Origin of the sequence: Marinobacter sp. (assembly GCF_041687235.1) — a bacterium.
GTDB lineage: Bacteria > Pseudomonadota > Gammaproteobacteria > Pseudomonadales > Oleiphilaceae > Marinobacter.
Genome location: NZ_JAWLCH010000012.1, coordinates 37,762 through 58,297, shown reverse-complemented (window position 1 = coordinate 58,297; position 20,536 = coordinate 37,762). Strand labels below are relative to the sequence as shown.

Here is a 20,536-nt window from a genome sequence, read left to right as displayed (position 1 = left end):
TGTCACCTAACTCGCAATCACAATGGAGGGAAATACAATGACAACTCAGAAAACCTCAAGAGTCGCACTGGTTACCGGCGGAACCCGCGGTATCGGAGAAGCAATCTGCAGAGTTCTCGCAAGCCAGGGTTACCAGGTCGCGACGACGTTCAGAAATGCAGAGCGCAAACCGCAAGCCCTTGAATGGCAAGCCCGCCTGGCTACGGAAGGTCTGGAAATTGATCTCGTACAAATGGATATCGCCGACACCGAGAGTTGTGAGGCTGCGGCCAACGAGCTCCTGAGCCGATACGGACGACTGGATGTGTTGGTCAACAACGCCGGGATTACGCGGGATTCAGTCATGAAGAAAATGCCTGTGGATGCCTGGAAAGAAGTCATACACACCAATCTGGACGGGGTATTCAACGTTACCCGCTGTTTTCTCGATACCCTGATTGCCCAGAACTACGGTCGTGTTATCAACATCTCCTCCATCAATGCGCAGAAAGGTCAGTTTGGCCAGGTGAACTATTCAGCCGCCAAAGCCGGTATCCATGGCTTCACCAAGGCCCTGGCTCAGGAAACCGCCCGAAAAGGCATTACCGTGAACACCATTTCACCCGGCTACGTCGAAACCGATATGGTTCTGGCCATTGATGAAAAGATCCGGGAGCAGATCAAAACGCAGATTCCCGTCGGGCGGTTTGGCCAACCCGATGAGATTGCCAGACTGGTTGCCTTCCTGGCAGATGAGCAATCCTCGTTCATTACCGGTGCGGATTTGTCGATCAACGGTGGGATGTTCATGCATTGAATACTCTCCCGTGGCTCGATGAGACGTTCCGCAATCAAACATACCGACAACGAGCAGGGCAGCTTTATGTCACTGCTCACACCCCTTACGATCCTCGCAACTCACCATCTGCTACTATTTTCAGGATGAGTCGTACTATCAGCTTGGCAAATGGATGTTCGAAAATAAAACAATCGGATTCGAAAGGAGCAGAACTGATTATGACAACCCTGAAAACAACAGCGGCCACCGTAGCGCTGTCACTCACTCTGGCAAGCACGCAGGTACTGGCAGAAATGCAAACCAAGACCGTCGAATACAAGGTCGGTGAAACCACCTTCACCGGTTACATGGCCTGGGATGATGAAGTCGAGGAGAAACGCCCGGGTGTGCTGGTGGTTCACGAATGGTGGGGCCACAATGAGTTCGCCCGGGATCAGGCGGAGAAGCTTGCGGCGGCAGGCTATACGGCCTTCGCCCTGGACATGTATGGCTCGGGCAAGCAGGCCGATCATCCAGACACCGCTCAGGAGTTCATGAAAGAAGCAACCAGGGACATGGACCAGGTCAAAGCACGCTTCATCAAGGCAATGGAAATCCTGCAGAACCACGAAAGCGTCGATGGCGCCCGTATTGCCGCTCAGGGCTATTGCTTTGGCGGTGCAGTCGTTCTCAACATGGCCAGGATGGGCGTTGATCTCGATGGCGTAGTCAGCTATCACGGGGCCCTTGGCAGCCCCATCAGTGCTGAGCCCGGCAAGGTAAAGGCCCGGGTTCAGGTGTACACCGGCGGCGCAGACAACATGGTTCCCTCCGATCAGGTGGCTGGCCTGGTCAAGGAAATGCAGGATGCCGAAGTGGATCTGACACTCGTCACCTTCCCGGGCGTCCGACACTCCTTTACCAACCCGGATGCAGACAGGGTTGCCGAGGAGTTCGGCATGCCGATTGGTTATGACGAAGAAGCCGCTAACCGTTCCTGGGACGGCACCATGCGGTTCTACGAGACCATCTTTGCCGAGTGACACTGGCCCAACCCTGGCATAGCAAAACCCGGCTCAACGGCCGGGTTTTTCTTGTTTCAAAGGGAGGACGCAATGCTGTTACGGACATCCGTCATCAAGTCATCCAGGGGCAAAGTCCCGGAAGCCATCGGGGGATGGATGACGACTTGAATCTCACCACTGGTAAACGCCGCACGACCTTTGGGTAAGCGCTGGTGAGAACCGCAGATGGTGACGGGAAGAATCGGAAGCTCACCGTCCTGGGCGATGACAAAACCGCCCTTTTTGAACGGGAGCAGCTTGCCATCCCATGATCGGGTACCTTCCGGAAAAATCAGAATGCTGGTGCCATCCGGAAGCTGGGCAACACCACGTTTTATACTTTCCAGAGCGTCGCTGCCCCTGGAACGATCGATAAACAGGTTCCGGGAGGTTTCCAGTGCCAGCCCGAACAGGGGCACTTTGCGCAACTCCTTCTTGATCACCCACCGGTATTGCAGTCCGAGGGCAAGCACCAGTGCAGGGGGATCCAGATAGGACGCGTGATTACTCAGGATCACGTAGCGCTGACCGGGCTCAATATTTTCCCTGCCATGGACTCTGAGCCGGATACCACAAACCTTGAGGATGAGCCAGGCATAAATCTGTGTACCGTGAAAGGCAGCGTCCCCCCGCTTGCCAAGCAGGGCCGTAATCACGATCGGGAAGAACAGAATCAGGGTAAGCAATATGGCCCAGAACAGGATCCAGGCAGCCTTGAGCAGTCGGAGCATGTAATGTGTCCTGGAGACCTCGACTTCCGGTTAAACGAGCAGCAGGTCGGTAAAGATTACACAACGGGGGGAAAATGACAAAAGCAGGGCATCTGGCGAGACATTATTTCAGACATTAAAAAAGGCAGCCGAAGCTGCCTTTTTGGCGGTTATTGCCGAATCCATCAGGGATTACAGGGCAACAACGTTCTCCGCCTGAGGACCTTTCTGGCCCTGGGTAACGGTGAACTCAACCTGCTGGCCTTCTGCCAGAGTTTTGAAACCGCTGCCCTGAATAGCGCTGTAGTGAACAAAAACGTCCGGGCCGCCTTCACGAGTGATAAAGCCAAAGCCTTTTGCTTCGTTGAAGAACTTAACAGTACCGGTAGTAGTAGACATACTTAAACTTCCTGAAATCAATCATATTATCTGCCGCCTCTCACCTTCATGGTGTCAGGTCGGCGTTTTGCGGAAAAACAGAACTCGCGGAATCAAAAACAGGACGGTCACTACTAACTGCGGAGGTACGTCTTATTCATGAAATGCTTTGCTGAATCTTTCCTACGCCCTTCACTCTACTCCTGAATTCGGAGCTTGCCAAGGGTATTTTCGAGAATTTATGTAGGTAGTGGTACCCATCATCCTTTCACCAGGCCGAAGGTGTAAATTCCCAGCGCAGTCATAAGGATGGAGCCGACTACATGGGCAAGAATGCCGGTAATCGCCATCGCCCATTTGCCTTCCTGTATGGCGGCGAACATCTCTAGGGAAAAGGTCGAGAATGTCGTGAGGGCCCCACAAAGACCGGTGATGGCAAACAGCCGCCACTCCGGCGCCAATGATGTGCCATGACTGAAATAGCCGATCAGCAGGCCAATCAGCCAGCCGCCACTGAGGTTGGCGACCAACGTGCCGTAGGGGACGGCATGGTAGCTGGTGTTCAGCCACAACCCCAGAGCCCAACGAAGGTTGGCGCCGATCACGGCGCCAACGCTTACTGCGAGGAAAGACAGCCACATGTCAGGGCAGTCTTCTGTCAGGCAGGATTATGATCAATCACCAACTCCTTGTTCTGTGCAAACGCATCGAACGGGAAGTCATCCACCGTCAGCATTTCCAGAACCACGGTTTCATACTGACGCATGAAGTCGGCCTCTTCCTTGGTGTATATGCCGGCTTCAAGGGCCGCTTCAAACCGCTCTTCCGGGTGTAATGCCGTCATGGGCAGCTCACCTTTGGCGTAGGCCTTGGTGACCTTCCGGTACAGCTGCTCTGCTTTGTCATAATCTTTCAGCAGACCATTGTACCGGGCCACCGGATTCACCACGGTACCCTCACCGTCGCTGGTCCATACGCTTGCAATCAACTTGTTGCGAATCGGCGTATCGGTGGAGATAGCACGTGCCAGCTTACGCGCCAGGTCGTCCTGCGGAGCACCCCAGCGGCGACCGAGGGGCATGGTAACAGCGCGCAACACCATAGCCACAGCCCGATTCGGCAAGTTCTGCAGGAACTCGTCCAGAGCATTTTCGGTGCGGTGCATCAACAGCTCAAGACTGTACTCCATGGCTTCTTTTTCGCCTTCCACCGGCTGGGTCTCGTGCCAGTTCTTCAGCACCATGGAGGCCAGGTACAGGTTGGACAACATATCACCCAACCGCGCCGAGATCAGCTCGCGCATTTTCAGCTCGCTGCCCAGTGTGGTCATCGCAGCATCCGAGCAGAGCCCGAAGGCCGCGCTGAAACGGGCCACGGCCTGGGCGTATTTGCGGCTGGCGCTGTCGAACGGCACATCCGCCCGGCCAAGGCCCAGCGCCTGGGTAAAGGCGCGGGCGGCGTTACCGAAAATCAGGCCGGCATGGCCGAAGAAGGCATCATCGAAGGCCTTGATATCATCATTATCTTTGGCCGCCAGCTCCTTGAGCACATAGGGATGACAGCGAATGGCCCCCTGACCGAAGATCATCAGGCTGCGGGTCATGATGTTGGCACCTTCAACGGTGATCGAAACTGCCGCACCGCTGTAGCCAATACCCAGATAATTGCGAGGGCCAAGCGTCACTGTTTTGCCACCATGAACATCCATGGCATCGGTGAGGATGCCACGCTGGAACTCGGTGAGGTGGTACTTGAGGATCGCCGAAGGTACGGCCGGCTTCTCGCCTTTATCAATCATGTTGGCCGTGTGATTGACCGCCGCCTGGGAAATATAGGTTTTCGCGGCGATCCGGGCCAATGGCTCCTGAACGCCCTCCATATCCGCAACCGGCGTATTGAACTGACGGCGGATACGGGTAAAGCCACCGGCCGTGCCAACCGAGTAGGCAGCCGCACCGGCCGCGCCAGAAGGCAGCGTGATGCATCGGCCAACAGACAGGCACTCAACCAGCATCCGCCAGCCCTGGCCGGCCATATCCACGCCCCCGATGATGTAGTCCAGAGGGATGAACACGTCCTTACCCTTGATCGGTCCGTTCAGGAACGGGCTACCGATCGGGCAGTGTCGACGGCCAATTTCCATACCTTTGGTGTCCCGCGGGATCAGCGCGCAGGTGATACCGTAGTCTTCGGTATCGCCGAGCAGGCCATCCGGGTCAAACATCCGGAATGCCAGCCCGACAACGGTGGCGATGGGCGCAAGAGTGATCCAGCGTTTCTCGAAGTTCAGCCGGATACCAACCACTTCCTTGCCGTCGACTTTCTGTTTGCAGACGATGCCGGTGTCCGGCAGCGACGTTGCATCGGATCCGGCTCGGGGACCAGTCAGACCAAAGCATGGGATCTCGCGGCCATCAGCCAGGCGAGGCAGGTAGTGGTTCTTCTGGTCTTCGGTGCCGTACTTCACGAGCAACTCACCCGGACCGAGCGAGTTCGGCACCCCGACAGAGACCATCAGTGATTCGTTGGCAGCCAGCTTCTGAAGCACCGCCGTCTGGGCCTTGGCGGAAAACTCCAGGCCTCCGTATTCTTTCGGAATGATCATGCCGAAGAACTTCTCTTTCTTAAGGAAATCCCAAAGCTCCTTCGGCAGGTCTGCCCGCTCGACGGCTACATCCCAGGCATTGCACATGGAAATGGCCTGGGTGCACTGATTGTCCACGAACGCCTGTTCGTCCTCACTCAAACCGGTATTGCGGTTAATCAGAAGGTTGTGCCAGTCCGGACGGCCGGTGAACAGTTCACCGTCCCAGCCAACAGTGCCGGCTTCCAGGGCCACTTTCTCGGTATCCGAAACCTTGGGCGCAACTTTCTTGAACATGGCGAAAATGCGGGGCGTCAGCCAGCTCTGACGAAAGCCCGGCAGACCGGCTGCAGCGGTTGCCGCGGCACCGAGGAACAAGACCAGCGCCAGCCAGCCAGAGGCAAAAATCAGCGAGAGCACACCCGTTACGGCCATCACGCCAATGGCGGAGGTTGCACCGGACTCGCGCCGCATCACAATCAGAAGGCCGGCCAGTGCCACTACAAACAGTATGAAAGTCATCATAGGTTCTCTCTGTCATCCATGGTTCGGGAATGTCGAAGACTATAAACCGTTACGTTTACGGTACCGCATCAGATGAGGGCTGACCAGCAAATGCCGCACAGTCAGCCAGTTACGGCGGTCACACCGTGAGTTATGCGGTCACGATCACACGAATGCCTTCCAACGCCAGGCTGGCATGACCTATGGCCTCTTTTGCCGCCTCAAACTGGTTACGGAAGAAGTCGATTTCTTCCTCGCGGATGGACGGGTTCACTTTCTGCAACGCCTCCAACCTCCGTATTTCCGGCTCGAAGCTGGCCGACAGTTGTTCGAGTGCGCGGGTTTTCAGAGGCTCCAGATGAGGCTCGGAAAGCCGCTCCACATGGTCCACCATGGTTTCAACCTGCGGGCGAATCTGGGGCACGATCGCCTGGGCTGTTCGCCGGCGGATATTTGAACACAGATCGTTCAGCCGATCATGAGGCAGCGCACCGGACAGCTCCTTGCCATTGACATCCACCAGCAACCGCAATGGTGAAACCGGCAGATAGCGGGTCAGCTGCAGCGCTTCGGGCGCCGGACAGTGCACGGTAAACAGCGCCTCCATCAACAAGGTACCCGGAGGTAGCGCCTTGACCGAAAGGCTGGCAAGCGCGGCCTTGCCCAGCCCCGAGCTGGTGACCGAATCCATCACCCCGGTCACCATCGGGTGCTCCCAGCTCATGAATGCCAGATCTTCCCGTTCCAGGGCGTTCTGGCGATCCCAGGTCACGGTTATTCCGTCTTCCGGCAACTCGGCCACATGACCGGCCTGATACTGTTCGCCGGGACGCAGAACATCCGAATGCTCGGCATGGTCTTCCACATCCACCCCGAGTATGTCGAAGGCTTCGATCATGTAATCCCGAACCCGGGCCTCGCCTTCTTCCTCTTCAATGGCGGCAATCAGATCCTCGGCCACCTCCGGGCGGCAGGAGTTAAGCTCAATCAGGGCATCACGGCCATTTTGCAGCAGCGTTTTCAGGCGTTTCGCCTCTTCCGCTGTATCCCTCACCAGTTCATCTGTCACCGACGCATCACCTTCCATGGCCTGCTGCCAACGGGTCTGGACGGCCTCCTGAACCGCGACGCCGACTGCGCAACTCTCGGCAAAGGCATTCAGACCCTCATGGAACCAGCGGAACTGAACTTCCTGACTGGTCCCACGCAAGAAGGGAATGTGGATATCGATGGCTTCTGTCTGACCGATCCGGTCCAGCCGTCCAATGCGCTGCTCGAGCAGATCCGGGTTGGCGGGCAGATCGAACAGCACCAGGTGATGGGCAAACTGGAAGTTCCGGCCCTCGCTGCCAATCTCCGAGCAGATCAATGCCTGAGCACCCTGCTCTGTGTCGGCAAAATAGGCGGCCGCCCGATCACGCTCGATCAGGCTCAGGTGCTCGTGGAAAGCCGCACTGCGGATGCCCGCGCGCAGCTGAAGGTAGTGCTCGAGCGCCATGGCTGTCTCAGCGCTGGCACAGATAACAACAACCTTGGCCGGGCGCAGGCTGACCAGCTTTTTCTCGAGCCACGCAACCCGGGGATCCTCCGCCAGCCACTGTTCCTCGGGAACCAGCTGCTCCGGCGCCAGCCCCTCAGTGCCCGACGCCTTCCCGTCGTACATAGCAGGGCACGGCAAAGGTTCTGGATTGGGCCGGCGTTCAGGAAATCCCTGGATCGCCGACCTGGTGTTCCGGAACAGTACGCGGCCGGTGCCATGACGATCCAGCAAGGCATCGATGACCGATTGGCGAGGATCCTCGCCGGCCAACAACTGGTCCAGTTCATCACCCAGCCAGTCCTGAAGCAGTGTCTGGTCCCCGGCGCTGATCCCCGATCCGTCATCCTGCAGACGACGGACCACGGCGTTAATGGCCTCGTACTGCTGCTCTTCTTTCCGGAAAGCTTCCAAATCATGAAAGCGGGCGGGGTCCAGCAGCCGCAAGCGGGCAAAGTGGCTGGCAACACCAACCTGCTCCGGGGTCGCCGTCAGCAGCAACAAACCCCGGCTGACCGCCGACAATTCCTCAACGATCTGGTATTCCGGGCTGACCTGTTCCGGGCTCCAGGCCAGGTGGTGGGCCTCATCCACAATCATCAGGTCCCATTCGGCCTTCAGGGCATCGTCCCGTGCCTTCTGGCTTTTCTTCAGGAAATCGAGACTGCAGAGCACCAGTTGCTCGCTCTCAAAAGGGTTGACCGCGTCTTCATCACCAAAAATATGGTTAACGAGGGCATCAACGTCGCTTTCCTCGTCTTTCAGGGCATCGTAGCGACCCTGATCCACGATCGAGAAACGCAGATTGAAGCGGCGAAGCATTTCCACCAGCCATTGATGGGTGAGTGAATCCGGCACCACGATGAGAGCACGTTTAGCGCGCCCGGTATGCAGCTGATAGTGCAGGATAAGCCCGGCCTCGATGGTTTTGCCCAGGCCGACTTCATCGGCCAGAAGAACCCGTGGCGCATGGCGCCGGGCAACCTCATGGGCAATGTAGATCTGGTGCGGCAGGTGCTGGGTACGCGCGCCGATCAGTCCCTGGGCCGGGGACGCCCGAAGCCTGTTCATGTGCTGAACCGTAGCGAACCTCAGGCGAAAGGCGCCGTTACGATCAAACTGACCTGCGAACAACCGCTGATGCGGCGCTGAGAAGTTCACCGAACCGGCGAGTTTTACTTCTGAAATCTGATGCAGATCGGTGCCATCGTCTGCGTGGTACATGAGCACACCGCCAATGTCCTCAACCGCTCGAACCGTGTAGCGCTCGCCATCAAACGTTTCAATCTCCTCGCCCAGCTGGTAGATAATGCGAGACAGAGGGGCGTTATCAATCGCGTAGGTGCGCTCTTCATCGGCAGCAGGAAACCCGAGGGTCACCCGGCGCCCGGAAATATCCGTAACAATTCCGAGCCCCAGGCCGGTATCACTATGACTGACCCAACGCTGACCAATAACAAATTCCGATGTATCCAAGAAACCTCCAGACCAGTTAAGTTCTTGTGGCGCCGTTCTCACGCACCCAGTAAGCCGTTGCCCCACACACCGCCGCCGGCACCACAAACAGATTCAGCACCGGCACCATGGCGGCCAACGCCACCGGCAGGCCAAAGCCGAAGGCAGACAACCGCGTGTCACCCAGCAACCGGCGCAGGGCCGGGAAACTGACCTTGTGGTTGTCGGCGGGATAGTCCACATACTGCAAAGCCATCATCCAGCTGTTGAATAGAAACCAGAGAACCGCTGCAACCAGATTAACAACCGGTATCAGGCCGATAATGAGCAGGCCAATAGCCCGCGGCAGGTAGTACAGAATTTTCTGAACCTCACGCCAGAGTGCACGGGGGATGTCCTTGATGATGGAAGCCCAGCTGTCGTCGGTGTTCACCTCCTGACCGGTCAGGTGTTTCTCCGTCAGCTCGGCAAGGTAGCCATAGAACGGGGAGCCGATCAGGTTGGCAACAATCACGAAACCATAGGCCAGCATCAATACAATGACGGCTCCGTAAAGAATCCAGAACAGCCAATCCAGTGCCTGAAGCCAGGCCCAGTCCGGCAGCCAGGCCATGGCGGCGGCAATCAGGCCGGCGAAGAGCTCTCCCATGAAGAAGAACAGCAAGCCGAAAAGCAGAATATTGATAACCAGTGGAATAATGACGAACAGCCGCAGGCCGGGCTGACGAATCAGGCGGAAACCTTCACCCAGGTAGCCCAGTCCACGAAAAAAATTACCCTTGAGCATCGCTGGCAGGACCTCCGCTTCAATGACAATGACGGGGCGCAAAGCATATCATGTTGGCTACATTCCCACAGCCCGAGATCGTTCAGTGACTTCCCCGATGGATACATTGAGAAAACAACTGACCAGCCTTCTGAACTGTCGCCCCCTGTGGCGCGCAGCGTTCGTAATGTCGGTACTGGCCATCGGGTTTCTTGCAACAACCGATAGTCCTTACCCCGTACCCTCCTCCTCCAGCGATAAGGTAAACCACCTGATCGCCTTTCTGGAACTGACGATCCTGACCCGTCTTGCCTGGCCGGAGCTCAAGGCCATCTGGTTTGCCCCGGCGCTGCTGGGCTTCGGTCTGGGCATCGAAATTATCCAGGCAAACCTGCCTTACCGGGAATTTTCACTCGCCGATCTGGCCGCGGACGGCGCAGGCATCGCCATCGGCCTCCTACCCTGGCCCGGCCTCCCTGCGGCCGCCAAACCGGACTTGCGAAATTCGCCAGAATCCTTGTGAGATATTTCTCACAAAGGCGTGAGAACTTGCAGTGACATTGCGTACGTAGTGGTTCGACACAGCCCTTAGAGAAAACCTAACTCACTGATTATCATATTTTATTGGATTAACCGGTCCAGACACTCCGATCGGCGCGTGCACAGTTCACACGTTTGTCAGAATTCCATTGGTATAGTGTGTACATCAAGGATGACAGGGAAAAGGACGACGCACTGGATGCACCCCGGCATGGATTGCAGGGAGAGGCAAGGACACAGGGACGCCTCGCTTAAGGGATAACTATTCGGATAGCTGGCTCGGATGCCGGCACCACGGAGTGGCTCAAGGATCTCGCAACATGGCTGTTGCCCATTGCGCACGGAAGCGCCGACCTGTTCCGAGAAAGGGTAACCGCATGGTTGCCCTTTTTTTTAAGCCCGGTTTCGGGTTTCAGCCTCTCCCGGCCTCCCCGGCCAAATAAATACGCACCTGATTGAACTCCTCGAACTCATTCAGATCCGGCCAGGTACGGGCTTCAACCGTCGTCTGAAGGTTGTAGGCACTGTCACCCAACACTTTCATCCGCGAATCCGCCAGCAACACCCGGGGTGCCGCCTCGCGAAAAACTCCGAGCAACGGCCGGTTTTCAGGATCGTAGAGCACATCCGCTGCTGTCACCACGTCCAGATCCTCCGGTCGGTCTGCCCAGTCACCGCAGAGGCCAACGGAAACACCATTGAGGGCCGCATTGGCCCTGGCCGCGTCCAGGGCAGCCGGGTCAATGTCACAGGCGATGGCTTCCCTTGCTCCGGCCATCGCCGCTGCGACGGCCACTATCCCGGATCCGGAACCGAAATCCAGGACCCGCTTACCCTCGACCCACTTGGGGTTGTCCAGAATCCAGCTGGCGAGCACCTGGCCGCTGGCCCAGCAAAAGGACCAGTAGGCAGGTTCGGCAACCACCGCCTGGGCCTCCTCATGGGATAACGGCCCCTCAAGCACCGTCGGGTCAAACAGATACAGGGCAATCCGTTCACAACTGGCAGGGCGGGACACGGCCACCCGGCCCCGGGCCAGGGTTTTGCGCAGGTGTTGATTCAGACAGTCTGCTGACATGGGGTATCCAACCTCGAATTTCACGAAGGCGCCATTGTACCCATGACCCTGTCGGGAAACAGGGCGCGACAAGCAGAAAACACCCTTTTCCGCTATACTGCCGCCTCCATCTGACAACTGGTTTACCGCTGAAATGGCAAGCAGACCCGATACCGACGACTACCTTTCCCTGTTCCTGAACGACGTGCCCCTGATGGACGTCCGGGCGCCGGTTGAGTTCAGTCGTGGCAGTTTTCCGAATACCGAAAACGCGCCACTGATGAACGACGAGGAGCGCCACCGGGTCGGCATCTGTTACAAGGAAAAAGGCCAGGACAAGGCCATCGAACTGGGCCATCAACTGGTATCCGGCGACATCAAGGCCCAGCGTATTGAAGCCTGGAAGCGCTTTGTTGCCCGCCATCCCGAGGGTTACCTTTTCTGCTTCCGGGGCGGCCTGCGGTCCCGGCTTACCCAACAGTGGATCCGGGAGGCCGGCATTGACTATCCGCTGGTCAAAGGCGGCTACAAGGCGCTGCGCCGGTTTCTGATCGACAGCCTGGAAGCGCAGATCGAGTCCGGCGAATTCCATATTCTCAGCGGTCGCACCGGCACCGGCAAGACACGGGTTCTGAAACAGCTCCCCAATCCGGTGGATCTTGAGGGCCTGGCCAACCACCGGGGCTCCAGTTTCGGGCGCCAGGTCACCCCCCAACCCTCACAGATCGATTTCGAGAACCGGCTGGCCGTGGCCATGCTCAAAGCCCGTCATTTCAGAGAGGGCCCGGTTTACCTGGAAGATGAAAGCCGCCTGGTAGGGCGTTGCGCCCTGCCCGAGTCGCTAAAGGCACGAATGGCCGCCTCGCCCCTGCTGATTCTTGAGCAACCCATGGAAGAGCGTGTTGCCATCATCCGGGAAGACTACGTTGAGGGTATGTGCGCAGATTATGTGAACCGCGACGGAGCCGAAGCGGGCTGGCTGAATTTCCGGGACTACCTGTTGAGTGCCATCGATCGCATTCGCAAGCGCCTGGGCGGTGAGCGTCACAAGCAGCTACGCCGCCTGATGGCAGAGGCGCTTGAGCAGCAGGAAGCCACCGGACAGACTGGCGCCCACAACACCTGGATTCAGGCGCTGCTTCAGGACTATTACGACCCCATGTACGACTACCAACTGAGCCAGAAAGAAGGCCGGATTCTTGTCCGCGGGGGCCCCAAGACCATTCTCGATTGGGCCAGCGAACGCTCGATTGCGTAAGCATCTGGCGGAATATTCGGCCTGCTATACACACCCCTGACATTTGTCTGCTATATACAGAGGTAGACGAATCACGTTGTTGCAGGATTTTGTCCGTTAATCCGACACTTATGAAAAATACCAACGAACAAGGAGTCCTTTATGGAAGACCTATTTGGCGCTGAAGGCGGTGCCTCGGAACTCATGAATCAGGCCATGTCTCTGGTCATGACCTATGCCCCGAAAGTGGTTCTGGCCATCGTCACATTGATCGTGGGCCTTTGGCTGATAAACCGGTTTGTCGGCGTCCTGGACGCCAAACTGGGCAAGAAAGACCCTACCCTGAACAAGTTCCTCTGCGGCCTCATCAGCGTCATCCTCAAGATTCTGCTGCTGATCTCCGTCGCATCCATGGTCGGCATTGCCACCACATCCTTCATCGCTATTGTCGGTGCCGCCGGTCTGGCGGTCGGCCTGGCGCTGCAGGGCAGTCTTGCAAACTTCGCAGGCGGCGTGCTGATCCTGATTTTCAAGCCGTTCAAGGTCGGCGATGTCATCGACGCCCAGGGTTATCTCGGTTCGGTCCGGGAAATTTCCATCCTGTACACCATTGTCGACACCTTCGATAACCGCCGGATCGTAATCCCGAACGGTCAACTGGCCAATGCCAGCCTGACCAATCTGAGCGCTTATGAAACCCGTCGTTGCGATATGAGCTTCGGCATCGGCTACGGCGACGACATCGACAAGGCCAAGGCGGTCTGCAAGCGCCTGATCGAAGAAGACGAGCGTGCCCTGAAAGATCCCGAGCCTCTGATCGTTGTTGGCGCCCTGGGCGAGAGCTCGGTTGACCTGACCGTTCGGGCCTGGACCAAGTCCGCCGACCTTTGGCCGTTCTACTGGGACATGCACGAAAAGGTAAAGAAAGCGTTCGACGCGGAGGGCATCAGCATTCCGTTCCCACAGCGCGATGTGCATATGATTAAAACCGACTGAGATTCGCGATCCGTTTCTCATTGATACATCCGGTTACTCGCAAACTGCGTAACCTCAACTAAGCTGACCATTAATGGCGGGGTTTCCCAACCCCGCCAGTCCGTCGGGGCCAGAGATGCTGATCAACACAGGCTCCGGAACGCTGTCATTGCTGGTAGGAGGTTGTCACTATGCCGGTACAGCAGTTAAAGGAATTCCTCGATGAGGCAGGTGTGGAATACATGTGTCTCTCTCACCCCCCTGCGTTTACCGCCCAGGAACTGGCCCACCACGTAAAGATCGCCGGCGATCGCGTCGTAAAAACAGTCATTATCGAACTGGACGGCAAAATGGCGATGCTGGTGATGCCGGCAACCTGGCGAATCCGCTGGGACAGACTGTCCAGGATTCTGGAGACCGATTTCCTGGATCTTGCAGACGAACAGGAATTTCAGGACCGCTTCCCGGATTGTGAAGTTGGCGCCATGCCCCCGTTCGGCAACCTGTTCGGAATGACGGTGTACTGCGCGGAATCTCTTACAGAGCAACCGGAGCTGGCTTTTGCCGCAGGCAGTCACAGTGAATCGGTCCATATGAAAACCGCCGATTTCCTGACCCTGGTGCAACCTATGGTCCTGAATCAGGGCTTCACCAAACCCGGAGCCCAAAAGCCCGCCTGGCTGGTCAAAGGCCGCCGCCGGCCTGATGACGTAACCAAGCAGCGCGTATCCGGTATGGCGGGGTACTGACTCTTTTCCGGCCGGCTTGATCCCGGTCTCTTGTCTGGCTGCCGTCATCGCGTAAACTGAGGGCATCAGACAGGAATCCGATATGACTCAAGCCTTTGATATTGTGGTTGTTGGTGCCGGCATGGTGGGTGCCGCCCTCGCCACTGGCCTTGGCCAGAATGGCTTCCGCGTTGCCCTGGTTGACCGGGCTCCGCCGCCCACCTTTAATCCCGACAACGCCCCGGATATCCGGGTCTCTGCCCTGAGCGCAGGCAGTGAACGCTACCTTGAGAGTCTTGGCGCCTGGGACCGCATCGGTAACATGCGGGCGACGCCCTACAAACGTCTGGCTGTGTGGGATGAAACCCACCATCCGTTGCAGAATCTGGTGCCCCGAAAGCTGGCCGAAGTACAGTTCGATGCCTCAGAACTCGGCGCGCACCATCTAGGCCACATCGTCGAGAACTCCATAACCCAACAGGCCCTTTGGCAGACGGCAGAGGCCTGCCCCCAGGTAACCCTGCTACACGGTCACGGGGTGTCATCGCTGGAACAGACGGATGAATCCGTCACCATTACCCTGGACGATGGCGGCGAACTCGCCGCGCCCCTGGTGGTTGGCGCCGACGGCGCCCAGTCCCGGATCCGGGACCTGGCCGGCATTGGCGTTACCCGGAACCAGTATGACCAGCAGGCGATGGTTATCTCGGTACGTTACCAGGGGCCGGTGGAAGACATTACCTGGCAGGGTTTCCAACCCTCCGGCCCACGGGCTTTTCTACCACTGCACAGCGCCGGACCGAAACACCCCGGTGAAAGCTGGGCCTCACTGGTCTGGTACGACTGTCCCGATGAACTGGCACGCCTGAAAGCCCTGGAACCCAGTAAACTGATGGCGGAAATCCAGTCGGCATTCCCGTCGAGCCTACCCCTGCTAACCCATATCGACAGCAGAGCGTCATTCCCGATTGCCCGTCAACATGCCAAACACTATTACAGTAACCGAGTGGTTCTGGCCGGCGATTCAGCCCACACCATCAACCCCCTGGCCGGCCAGGGAGTTAATCTGGGCTTCCAGGACGCTCAAGCCCTTCAGTCAGTTCTCAAGGAAGCCAAGCGCGCCGGTGATGATCTGGCCGCGCCAAAGTGGCTGAACCTGTACGAGCAACAGCGCCGACCAGCGAACCGCAGAATGATGCTGACCATGGATGTGTTTTACCATCTGTTCAGTAACCGGATTCCGCCCGTTCATCTGCTGCGCAATCTGGGCCTCGGCGCCGCCCGAGCCCTGCCCTTCGCCCGCAACCGGGTGGCCCGCTACGCCATGGGCATCGACGAGGAACTGCCGGCCGTGGTGCGGCAGATAACCTCCCGGATTCCGGGCCTGAATCAGCTTTAGAGCCAAACAACAATCCCAAGGACAAGTGCAAAGGAGCCACCATGTCAGAGACGATTTTCACCAAGATCATCAACCGCGAAATCCCCGCGGACATCCTCTACGAAGACGACATCGCCCTGGCGTTCAGTGACATCAACCCGCAGGCGCCGGTGCATTTTCTGGTCATCCCGAAAAAGCCCATCGCCACCATCAACGACATCACCGAAGACGATCGGGAGCTGGTGGGGCATCTGTATCTGGTGGCAGCGAAGATCGCCAGGGAGAAGGGGTTTGCCGACGACGGCTATCGGGTTGTCATGAATTGCGGGGAGAATTCCGGGCAGACGGTGTTTCACATCCACCTGCACGTTCTCGGTGGCAAGCCGCTGGGCTGGCCGCCTTATACCGACAAAATGAAGCAGGCCTGATTGTTTTAGACTTGGGAGGAGGGCCGCACCACACGGCGGCCCTCCTCCCAAGCCTGATAAATCAGCGACCTACGACTTTCTCAGCCTCTTCCACCGGCGTATGACGAACGTCCTCGCCTTTGACCATGAAGATCACGTTCTCGGCGATGTTGCAGGCGTGGTCACCCACCCGCTCCAGGGCACGGAGCACCCACATCACAGACATGCATCGTGAAATGTTGCGGGTATCTTCCATCATGAAGGTCAGCAGAGTACGGGCCGCTGCCTGATATTCCTCATCGACGCGCTTGTCTTCCTTCATGATCCGCAATGCCTGCTCGGAATCCAGCCGAGCGAACGCATCCAACGCATCGTGGAGAAGAGCCAGCACATGGCTGCCAATGTGCCGGACCTCGACATAACCCCGGGGCGCATGACCTTCCTCGCTCAGGTTGATAGCCAGCTTGGCGATTTTCTTGGCTTCATCACCAACGCGCTCCAGGTCGGCGACCATCTTGATTACCGAGATCACCAGACGCAGATCACGTGCCGTCGGCTGGCGGCGGGCGATAATCAGCGTGGCCTCTTCATCGATCTCAATTTCCATCTGATCGACTTTTTTGTCGTTGGCACGAATCTCGTCTGCCGCGTATCCGTCACCGTCAACAAGAGCCTCAATGGCCCTCTCAAGCTGCGCCTCAACCATACCACCCATTTTCAGGAACTCGGTCTTGAGCTCCATCAGTTCATCATTGAACTTGTGGGAGATATGATCCCCGTAAACGTCATCCTTCTTCGTAGGCATACTGTTCTTCTCCAAAATTCCTCAGGTCCGGAATCAGCCGAAACGGCCGGTGATGTAGGACTCGGTCAGTTCATGTTCCGGCGAGGTGAATACCTTGTTGGTCTCGTTTACTTCCACCAGGTGCCCCAGGTGGAAGTAGGCCGTACGGTGGGATACCCGGGCCGCCTGCTGCATCGAGTGGGTCACGATCACGATAGTATAGCTCTCGGACATTTCGGCGATCAGCTCCTCCACCTTGGCGGTCGCGATCGGGTCCAGTGCCGAGCAGGGCTCGTCCATCAGAATCACTTCCGGGCTGACGGCGATCGCACGGGCGATGCACAAACGCTGCTGCTGGCCACCGGACATGCCGGTTGCAATGGCATCAAGACGGTCCTTGGCTTCATCCCAGAGACCGGCTTTGCGAAGACTGCTCTCAACAATGTCGTCCAGATCCGACTTGCGATTGGCCAGGCCGTGAATACGGGGGCCGTAGGCTACGTTGTCATAGATGGACTTGGGAAAAGGGTTCGGCTTCTGGAACACCATGCCAACCCTGGCCCGCAGCTCCACAACATCGCGCTTCGGATCGTAAATATCATGGTCGTCAATGGCCAACTGACCCTTGACCCGACAGATATCGATACTGTCGTTCATCCGGTTCAGGCATCGAAGAAACGTTGACTTGCCACAGCCGGAGGGACCGATGAAGGCAATGACTTCGTTGCGACCAATATCCAGGCTGATATTCTTGATGGCCCGATCTTCGCCATAGAACACTTCGACGTTACGGAGCTTGAACTTGGGCTCATCCGAAAATGGATGACCCACGGTCTTTCCTTCTTCAATCACGGTTTCCGCCGGCTTTTCTTCCTGCACCGGAATAATCGTTTCTTCAGGCATATCCGCTTCGCTGGTTACGGTTGGGTTCATAGTATTCATAAATAATCTCCTTACCACCGACGCTCAAGACGTTTACGGAGCCAGATGGCCAGTGCGTTCATACTGATCATGAAGGTGAGCAGCACCATGATGCCGGCGGACGCCAGCTCGATGAAGCCCTGTTCAGAGCTGCTGGCCCACAGATATATCTGTACCGGTAATACGGTGGCTGAATCGAGAAAGCCGCTCGGTACATCCACAATAAAGGCCACCATGCCGATTAACAGCAGGGGTGCCGTTTCCCCCAGCGCCTGGGCCATACCGATGATGGAGCCGGTGAGCATGCCGGGCATCGCCAGGGGTATCACGTGATGGAGCACCACCTGCATCTTGGAGGCGCCAACACCCTCTGCAGCCTCCCGTATGGAGGGCGGCACGCTCTTGATTGCCGCTCTTCCGGAAATGATGATGGTTGGCAGTGTCATCAACGCCAATACCATGCCGCCCACCACCGGGACCGAGCGGGGCATGCCGAAGAGACCGATAAAGACCGCCAGGCCAAGCAGACCGAAAATGATCGACGGAACGGCGGCCAGATTATTGATATTGACTTCGATAAAGTCGGTAATCTTATTCTGGGGCGCAAATTCCTCCAGATACACTGCGGCGGCAATACCCACGGGAAACGCGATCGCCAGTGTGACCAGCATGGTCAGCAGAGAACCGACAATGGCCCCGAGAATACCCGCATTCGCAGGTTCCCTGGAGTCCCCCCGGCTGAACAGCACATCGTTGAAGCTGGTATCGAGAACGCCTTTTTCCAGCAGTTCGTCCACCCAGCGTTGCTGCTGCTCGGACAGTTTAATGCTGTACCGCGGATTATCCGCGTGCTTGACGTAGGTCGAGACCCGATCGTGCGCCAGAAACTCAATGGTTTGCGTGGTGTTCAGCAAGTCCGGATTATCTTTCAACAGGTCACGAATCTGACTGGCGCCATAGCTACCGATCAGGCGGCCCAACTCCCGCTTCTCGGCCGCACTGTCAGCCTCCGGAACATGCTCCTGCAGGGCCGCAATGATGGGCGCGACAAAGTCCGCCATGGACCGCTGATCCGCGTCGGTGGGATCGTCCAGGTACATCATGTCGGAATCAAGGGTCACATCCAGAGTAATCGTGGTCTTGACGAACCCTGTATGGCCTTTGGTGATAATGTCCGCAAAAAGAATAGCCAGGGAGGCAAGGGCAATGAATATTGCCAGCATGCCATACAACCGGAACCGGCGTTCCTTTCGATAGCGGCGCTTGAGGGAGTTGCGGACAATCTCCGCCTGAGAACGTTGATCAGTCATACTGTTCCCTATACTTGCGAACGATCTTGAGGGCCACCACGTTCAGCAGCAGCGTAACGATGAACAGCAGCATACCCAGGGCAAATGCGGACAGGGTCTTGGCACTGTCAAACTCCTGGTCACCCACCAGCAGGGTTGCAATCTGCACGGTCACGGTCGTTACCGACTCCAGGGGGTTGGCTGTCAGGTTTGCGGCCAGGCCCGCTGCCATCACCACAATCATGGTTTCACCAATGGCACGGGAAGCAGCCAGCAGGATGCCGCCAATAATCCCCGGCAGCGCGGCGGGGAAAATAACCTTTTTCATGGTTTCGGACTGCGTGGCGCCCAGCGCCAGGGAGCCGTCACGCATGGACTGGGGAACCGCATTGATGACATCGTCAGAGAGCGAAGAGACGAACGGCACGATCATGATGCCCATAACCAGGCCCGCGGCCAGTGCACTCTGGGAAGACGCCTCCAGGCCGACCATTTCCGCAAGGTCACGGATAAACGGAGCAACCGTCAGCGCAGCGAAGAAGCCGTAAACAACGGTCGGAATACCCGCCAGCATTTCAAGCACAGGCTTGGCGGTGGAACGTACCCGTTTGCTGGCGTATTCGGACAGGTAGATGGCTGACAACAGGCCAACGGGCACTGCCACCAGGAGGGCAATGGCAGAAATCAACAGGGTGCCGGTAAACAGCGGGATAACCCCGAAAGCCCCTTCAGACCCCACCTGATCCGCCCGCAAGGCGGTCTGGGGACTCCAACTGGTACTGAACAGAAAATCGCTGATCGGTACTCGACCGAAAAACCGGATGGTCTCCAGAATCACTGAAAAGACGATACCCGCCGTCGTCAGGACCGCCAGCGCCGCACAAACAAAGAAAATGCGGCGAAGGGTTGTCTCTACGTTAAGTCTTGCGTTGATGTGAGGCGAAACACGGGTCCACGCGAACGCGGCACCGGACACGGCAACCAGCAAAACCAGAGCGGCTTTAAAGTTCTCGCTCTGATTATCCATCGTCTCAAGCACCGATGCAGCCCCGACAATATGCTCTGGCACGAATTCCGGATTCAGCTTTCCTGCCGCGACGTTACTGATCTGGGAAAGAATCAGACTCGCCTCTCCGGGAGATTCAGGCCAGACATCCTGGGGCAACGATGCAATCACGATGCCCTGGATAACCTTGCCTTCAAAGCCGGCCCAGGCTGCGAGGACAATCAGGGCGGGGATGGCACACCAGAGTGCTGCCCGCGCCGCGTAGTAAAAGGGAAGAGCTTTAAGATTCCGGATGCCGCCCAGGGGCGCTGCCACGGCCCGGGATCGCATATAAGCGAGGCCATAGGCAACCACGGCGAGAACCAGAACCAGGGGCAGAAGATTGGCCGTCTGCATATCAGTCTCTGTATTGATGGCTTGAAGTTGGCTCGGCGTCTATTTTGCCAGTTTGCCGCACAA

The 20,536-nt window shown here is 57.4% G+C and carries 19 protein-coding genes; 8 read left to right on the top strand and 11 right to left on the bottom strand.

Going from position 1 to position 20,536, the window contains the following annotated elements:
* Window positions 1-37 precede the first annotated feature (37 nt).
* Window positions 38-796 (top strand): acetoacetyl-CoA reductase, encoded by a 759-nt coding sequence (gene phbB / locus ACESMK_RS15385; protein WP_373000665.1) that lies wholly within the window; start codon window positions 38-40, stop codon window positions 794-796.
* A gap of 200 nt (window positions 797-996) precedes the next feature.
* Window positions 997-1,800 carry a dienelactone hydrolase family protein gene (locus ACESMK_RS15380; RefSeq protein ID WP_373000662.1) on the top strand — a complete coding sequence of 268 codons (804 nt, stop codon included), beginning with the start codon at window positions 997-999 and terminating at the stop codon, window positions 1,798-1,800.
* A 56-nt stretch (window positions 1,801-1,856) separates the two neighbouring features.
* Here ACESMK_RS15380 and ACESMK_RS15375 read toward each other — a convergent pair whose 3' ends face one another.
* The 6 genes from ACESMK_RS15375 to cysZ all read right to left on the bottom strand — a co-directional run bounded on the left by ACESMK_RS15375 (window position 1,857) and on the right by cysZ (window position 9,776).
* A complete protein-coding gene (locus tag ACESMK_RS15375; protein ID WP_373000659.1) occupies window positions 1,857-2,552 on the bottom strand; it encodes a lysophospholipid acyltransferase family protein in 696 nt (231 codons plus the stop codon).
* A gap of 171 nt (window positions 2,553-2,723) precedes the next feature.
* A complete protein-coding gene (locus ACESMK_RS15370; protein ID WP_008172950.1) occupies window positions 2,724-2,930 on the bottom strand; it encodes a cold-shock protein in 207 nt (68 codons plus the stop codon).
* A 239-nt stretch (window positions 2,931-3,169) separates the two neighbouring features.
* Window positions 3,170-3,550 (bottom strand): fluoride efflux transporter CrcB, encoded by a 381-nt coding sequence (gene crcB / locus ACESMK_RS15365; RefSeq protein WP_373000656.1) that lies wholly within the window; start codon window positions 3,548-3,550, stop codon window positions 3,170-3,172.
* A 17-nt stretch (window positions 3,551-3,567) separates the two neighbouring features.
* On the bottom strand, window positions 3,568-6,018 hold the full coding sequence (locus tag ACESMK_RS15360; RefSeq protein WP_373000653.1) for an acyl-CoA dehydrogenase: 2,451 nt from the start codon (window positions 6,016-6,018) through the stop codon (window positions 3,568-3,570).
* 130 nt (window positions 6,019-6,148) lie between these two features.
* Window positions 6,149-9,010, bottom strand: a complete 2,862-nt coding sequence (gene rapA, locus ACESMK_RS15355; RefSeq protein ID WP_373000650.1) for an RNA polymerase-associated protein RapA — start codon at window positions 9,008-9,010, stop codon at window positions 6,149-6,151.
* Between the two features lie 16 nt (window positions 9,011-9,026).
* Entirely contained in the window at window positions 9,027-9,776 is a 750-nt protein-coding gene (cysZ, locus tag ACESMK_RS15350) for a sulfate transporter CysZ (RefSeq protein ID WP_373000805.1), read from the bottom strand.
* Between the two features lie 97 nt (window positions 9,777-9,873).
* Here cysZ and ACESMK_RS15345 point away from each other — a divergent pair, with 97 nt between their 5' ends.
* Window positions 9,874-10,278: a VanZ family protein gene (locus ACESMK_RS15345; RefSeq protein WP_373000647.1), complete on the top strand. Its 405-nt coding sequence runs from the start codon at window positions 9,874-9,876 to the stop codon at window positions 10,276-10,278.
* 429 nt (window positions 10,279-10,707) lie between these two features.
* Here the strand turns inward: ACESMK_RS15345 and ACESMK_RS15340 are convergent, their stop codons facing one another.
* The gene (locus ACESMK_RS15340) at window positions 10,708-11,373 is read right to left on the bottom strand and encodes a class I SAM-dependent methyltransferase (protein WP_373000644.1); all 666 of its coding nucleotides are present in this window, start codon (window positions 11,371-11,373) and stop codon (window positions 10,708-10,710) included.
* A 133-nt stretch (window positions 11,374-11,506) separates the two neighbouring features.
* Here ACESMK_RS15340 and mnmH point away from each other — a divergent pair, with 133 nt between their 5' ends.
* The 5 genes from mnmH to ACESMK_RS15315 all read left to right on the top strand — a co-directional run bounded on the left by mnmH (window position 11,507) and on the right by ACESMK_RS15315 (window position 16,098).
* Complete coding sequence (mnmH, locus tag ACESMK_RS15335) at window positions 11,507-12,610, top strand: tRNA 2-selenouridine(34) synthase MnmH (RefSeq protein WP_373000641.1); 1,104 nt, start codon at window positions 11,507-11,509, stop codon at window positions 12,608-12,610.
* Between the two features lie 141 nt (window positions 12,611-12,751).
* Entirely contained in the window at window positions 12,752-13,585 is an 834-nt protein-coding gene (locus ACESMK_RS15330; RefSeq protein WP_373000638.1) for a mechanosensitive ion channel family protein, read from the top strand.
* Between the two features lie 170 nt (window positions 13,586-13,755).
* Entirely contained in the window at window positions 13,756-14,313 is a 558-nt protein-coding gene (locus tag ACESMK_RS15325) for an aminoacyl-tRNA deacylase (RefSeq protein ID WP_373000635.1), read from the top strand.
* A gap of 82 nt (window positions 14,314-14,395) precedes the next feature.
* Window positions 14,396-15,691, top strand: a complete 1,296-nt coding sequence (locus ACESMK_RS15320) for an FAD-dependent monooxygenase (protein WP_373000632.1) — start codon at window positions 14,396-14,398, stop codon at window positions 15,689-15,691.
* Window positions 15,692-15,732: 41 nt separating this feature from the next.
* On the top strand, window positions 15,733-16,098 hold the full coding sequence (locus tag ACESMK_RS15315) for a histidine triad nucleotide-binding protein (protein WP_373000628.1): 366 nt from the start codon (window positions 15,733-15,735) through the stop codon (window positions 16,096-16,098).
* 61 nt (window positions 16,099-16,159) lie between these two features.
* Here the strand turns inward: ACESMK_RS15315 and phoU are convergent, their stop codons facing one another.
* From phoU to pstC, 4 genes are read right to left on the bottom strand one after another with little or no spacing between them, the layout of a single operon-like run.
* Entirely contained in the window at window positions 16,160-16,882 is a 723-nt protein-coding gene (gene phoU / locus ACESMK_RS15310; protein ID WP_373000625.1) for a phosphate signaling complex protein PhoU, read from the bottom strand.
* Window positions 16,883-16,915: 33 nt separating this feature from the next.
* Window positions 16,916-17,803 (bottom strand): phosphate ABC transporter ATP-binding protein PstB, encoded by an 888-nt coding sequence (gene pstB / locus ACESMK_RS15305; protein ID WP_373000622.1) that lies wholly within the window; start codon window positions 17,801-17,803, stop codon window positions 16,916-16,918.
* 11 nt (window positions 17,804-17,814) lie between these two features.
* Window positions 17,815-19,092 (bottom strand): phosphate ABC transporter permease PstA, encoded by a 1,278-nt coding sequence (gene pstA, locus ACESMK_RS15300; RefSeq protein ID WP_373000620.1) that lies wholly within the window; start codon window positions 19,090-19,092, stop codon window positions 17,815-17,817.
* Complete coding sequence (gene pstC, locus ACESMK_RS15295; protein ID WP_373000618.1) at window positions 19,085-20,473, bottom strand: phosphate ABC transporter permease subunit PstC; 1,389 nt, start codon at window positions 20,471-20,473, stop codon at window positions 19,085-19,087. The genes pstA and pstC overlap by 8 nt, the downstream gene beginning before the upstream one ends.
* Window positions 20,474-20,536: the final 63 nt, after the last annotated feature.

Bases quoted from the DNA above. Each gene is read 5' to 3' on its own strand.
- ACESMK_RS15340 (WP_373000644.1), bottom strand. From the start codon at position 11,373: ATGTCAGCAGACTGTCTGAATCAACACCTGCGCAAAACCCTGGCCCGG.
- pstC (WP_373000618.1), bottom strand. From the start codon at position 20,473: ATGCAGACGGCCAATCTTCTGCCCCTGGTTCTGGTTCTCGCCGTGGTT.
- ACESMK_RS15380 (WP_373000662.1), top strand. From the start codon at position 997: ATGACAACCCTGAAAACAACAGCGGCCACCGTAGCGCTGTCACTCACT.
- ACESMK_RS15375 (WP_373000659.1), bottom strand. From the start codon at position 2,552: ATGCTCCGACTGCTCAAGGCTGCCTGGATCCTGTTCTGGGCCATATTG.
- ACESMK_RS15320 (WP_373000632.1), top strand. From the start codon at position 14,396: ATGACTCAAGCCTTTGATATTGTGGTTGTTGGTGCCGGCATGGTGGGT.
- cysZ (WP_373000805.1), bottom strand. From the start codon at position 9,776: ATGCTCAAGGGTAATTTTTTTCGTGGACTGGGCTACCTGGGTGAAGGT.
- phoU (WP_373000625.1), bottom strand. From the start codon at position 16,882: ATGCCTACGAAGAAGGATGACGTTTACGGGGATCATATCTCCCACAAG.
- pstA (WP_373000620.1), bottom strand. From the start codon at position 19,092: ATGACTGATCAACGTTCTCAGGCGGAGATTGTCCGCAACTCCCTCAAG.
- phbB (WP_373000665.1), top strand. From the start codon at position 38: ATGACAACTCAGAAAACCTCAAGAGTCGCACTGGTTACCGGCGGAACC.
- ACESMK_RS15325 (WP_373000635.1), top strand. From the start codon at position 13,756: ATGCCGGTACAGCAGTTAAAGGAATTCCTCGATGAGGCAGGTGTGGAA.
- mnmH (WP_373000641.1), top strand. From the start codon at position 11,507: ATGGCAAGCAGACCCGATACCGACGACTACCTTTCCCTGTTCCTGAAC.
- ACESMK_RS15345 (WP_373000647.1), top strand. From the start codon at position 9,874: ATGGATACATTGAGAAAACAACTGACCAGCCTTCTGAACTGTCGCCCC.
- ACESMK_RS15360 (WP_373000653.1), bottom strand. From the start codon at position 6,018: ATGATGACTTTCATACTGTTTGTAGTGGCACTGGCCGGCCTTCTGATT.
- crcB (WP_373000656.1), bottom strand. From the start codon at position 3,550: ATGTGGCTGTCTTTCCTCGCAGTAAGCGTTGGCGCCGTGATCGGCGCC.
- ACESMK_RS15330 (WP_373000638.1), top strand. From the start codon at position 12,752: ATGGAAGACCTATTTGGCGCTGAAGGCGGTGCCTCGGAACTCATGAAT.
- pstB (WP_373000622.1), bottom strand. From the start codon at position 17,803: ATGAATACTATGAACCCAACCGTAACCAGCGAAGCGGATATGCCTGAA.
- ACESMK_RS15315 (WP_373000628.1), top strand. From the start codon at position 15,733: ATGTCAGAGACGATTTTCACCAAGATCATCAACCGCGAAATCCCCGCG.
- ACESMK_RS15370 (WP_008172950.1), bottom strand. From the start codon at position 2,930: ATGTCTACTACTACCGGTACTGTTAAGTTCTTCAACGAAGCAAAAGGC.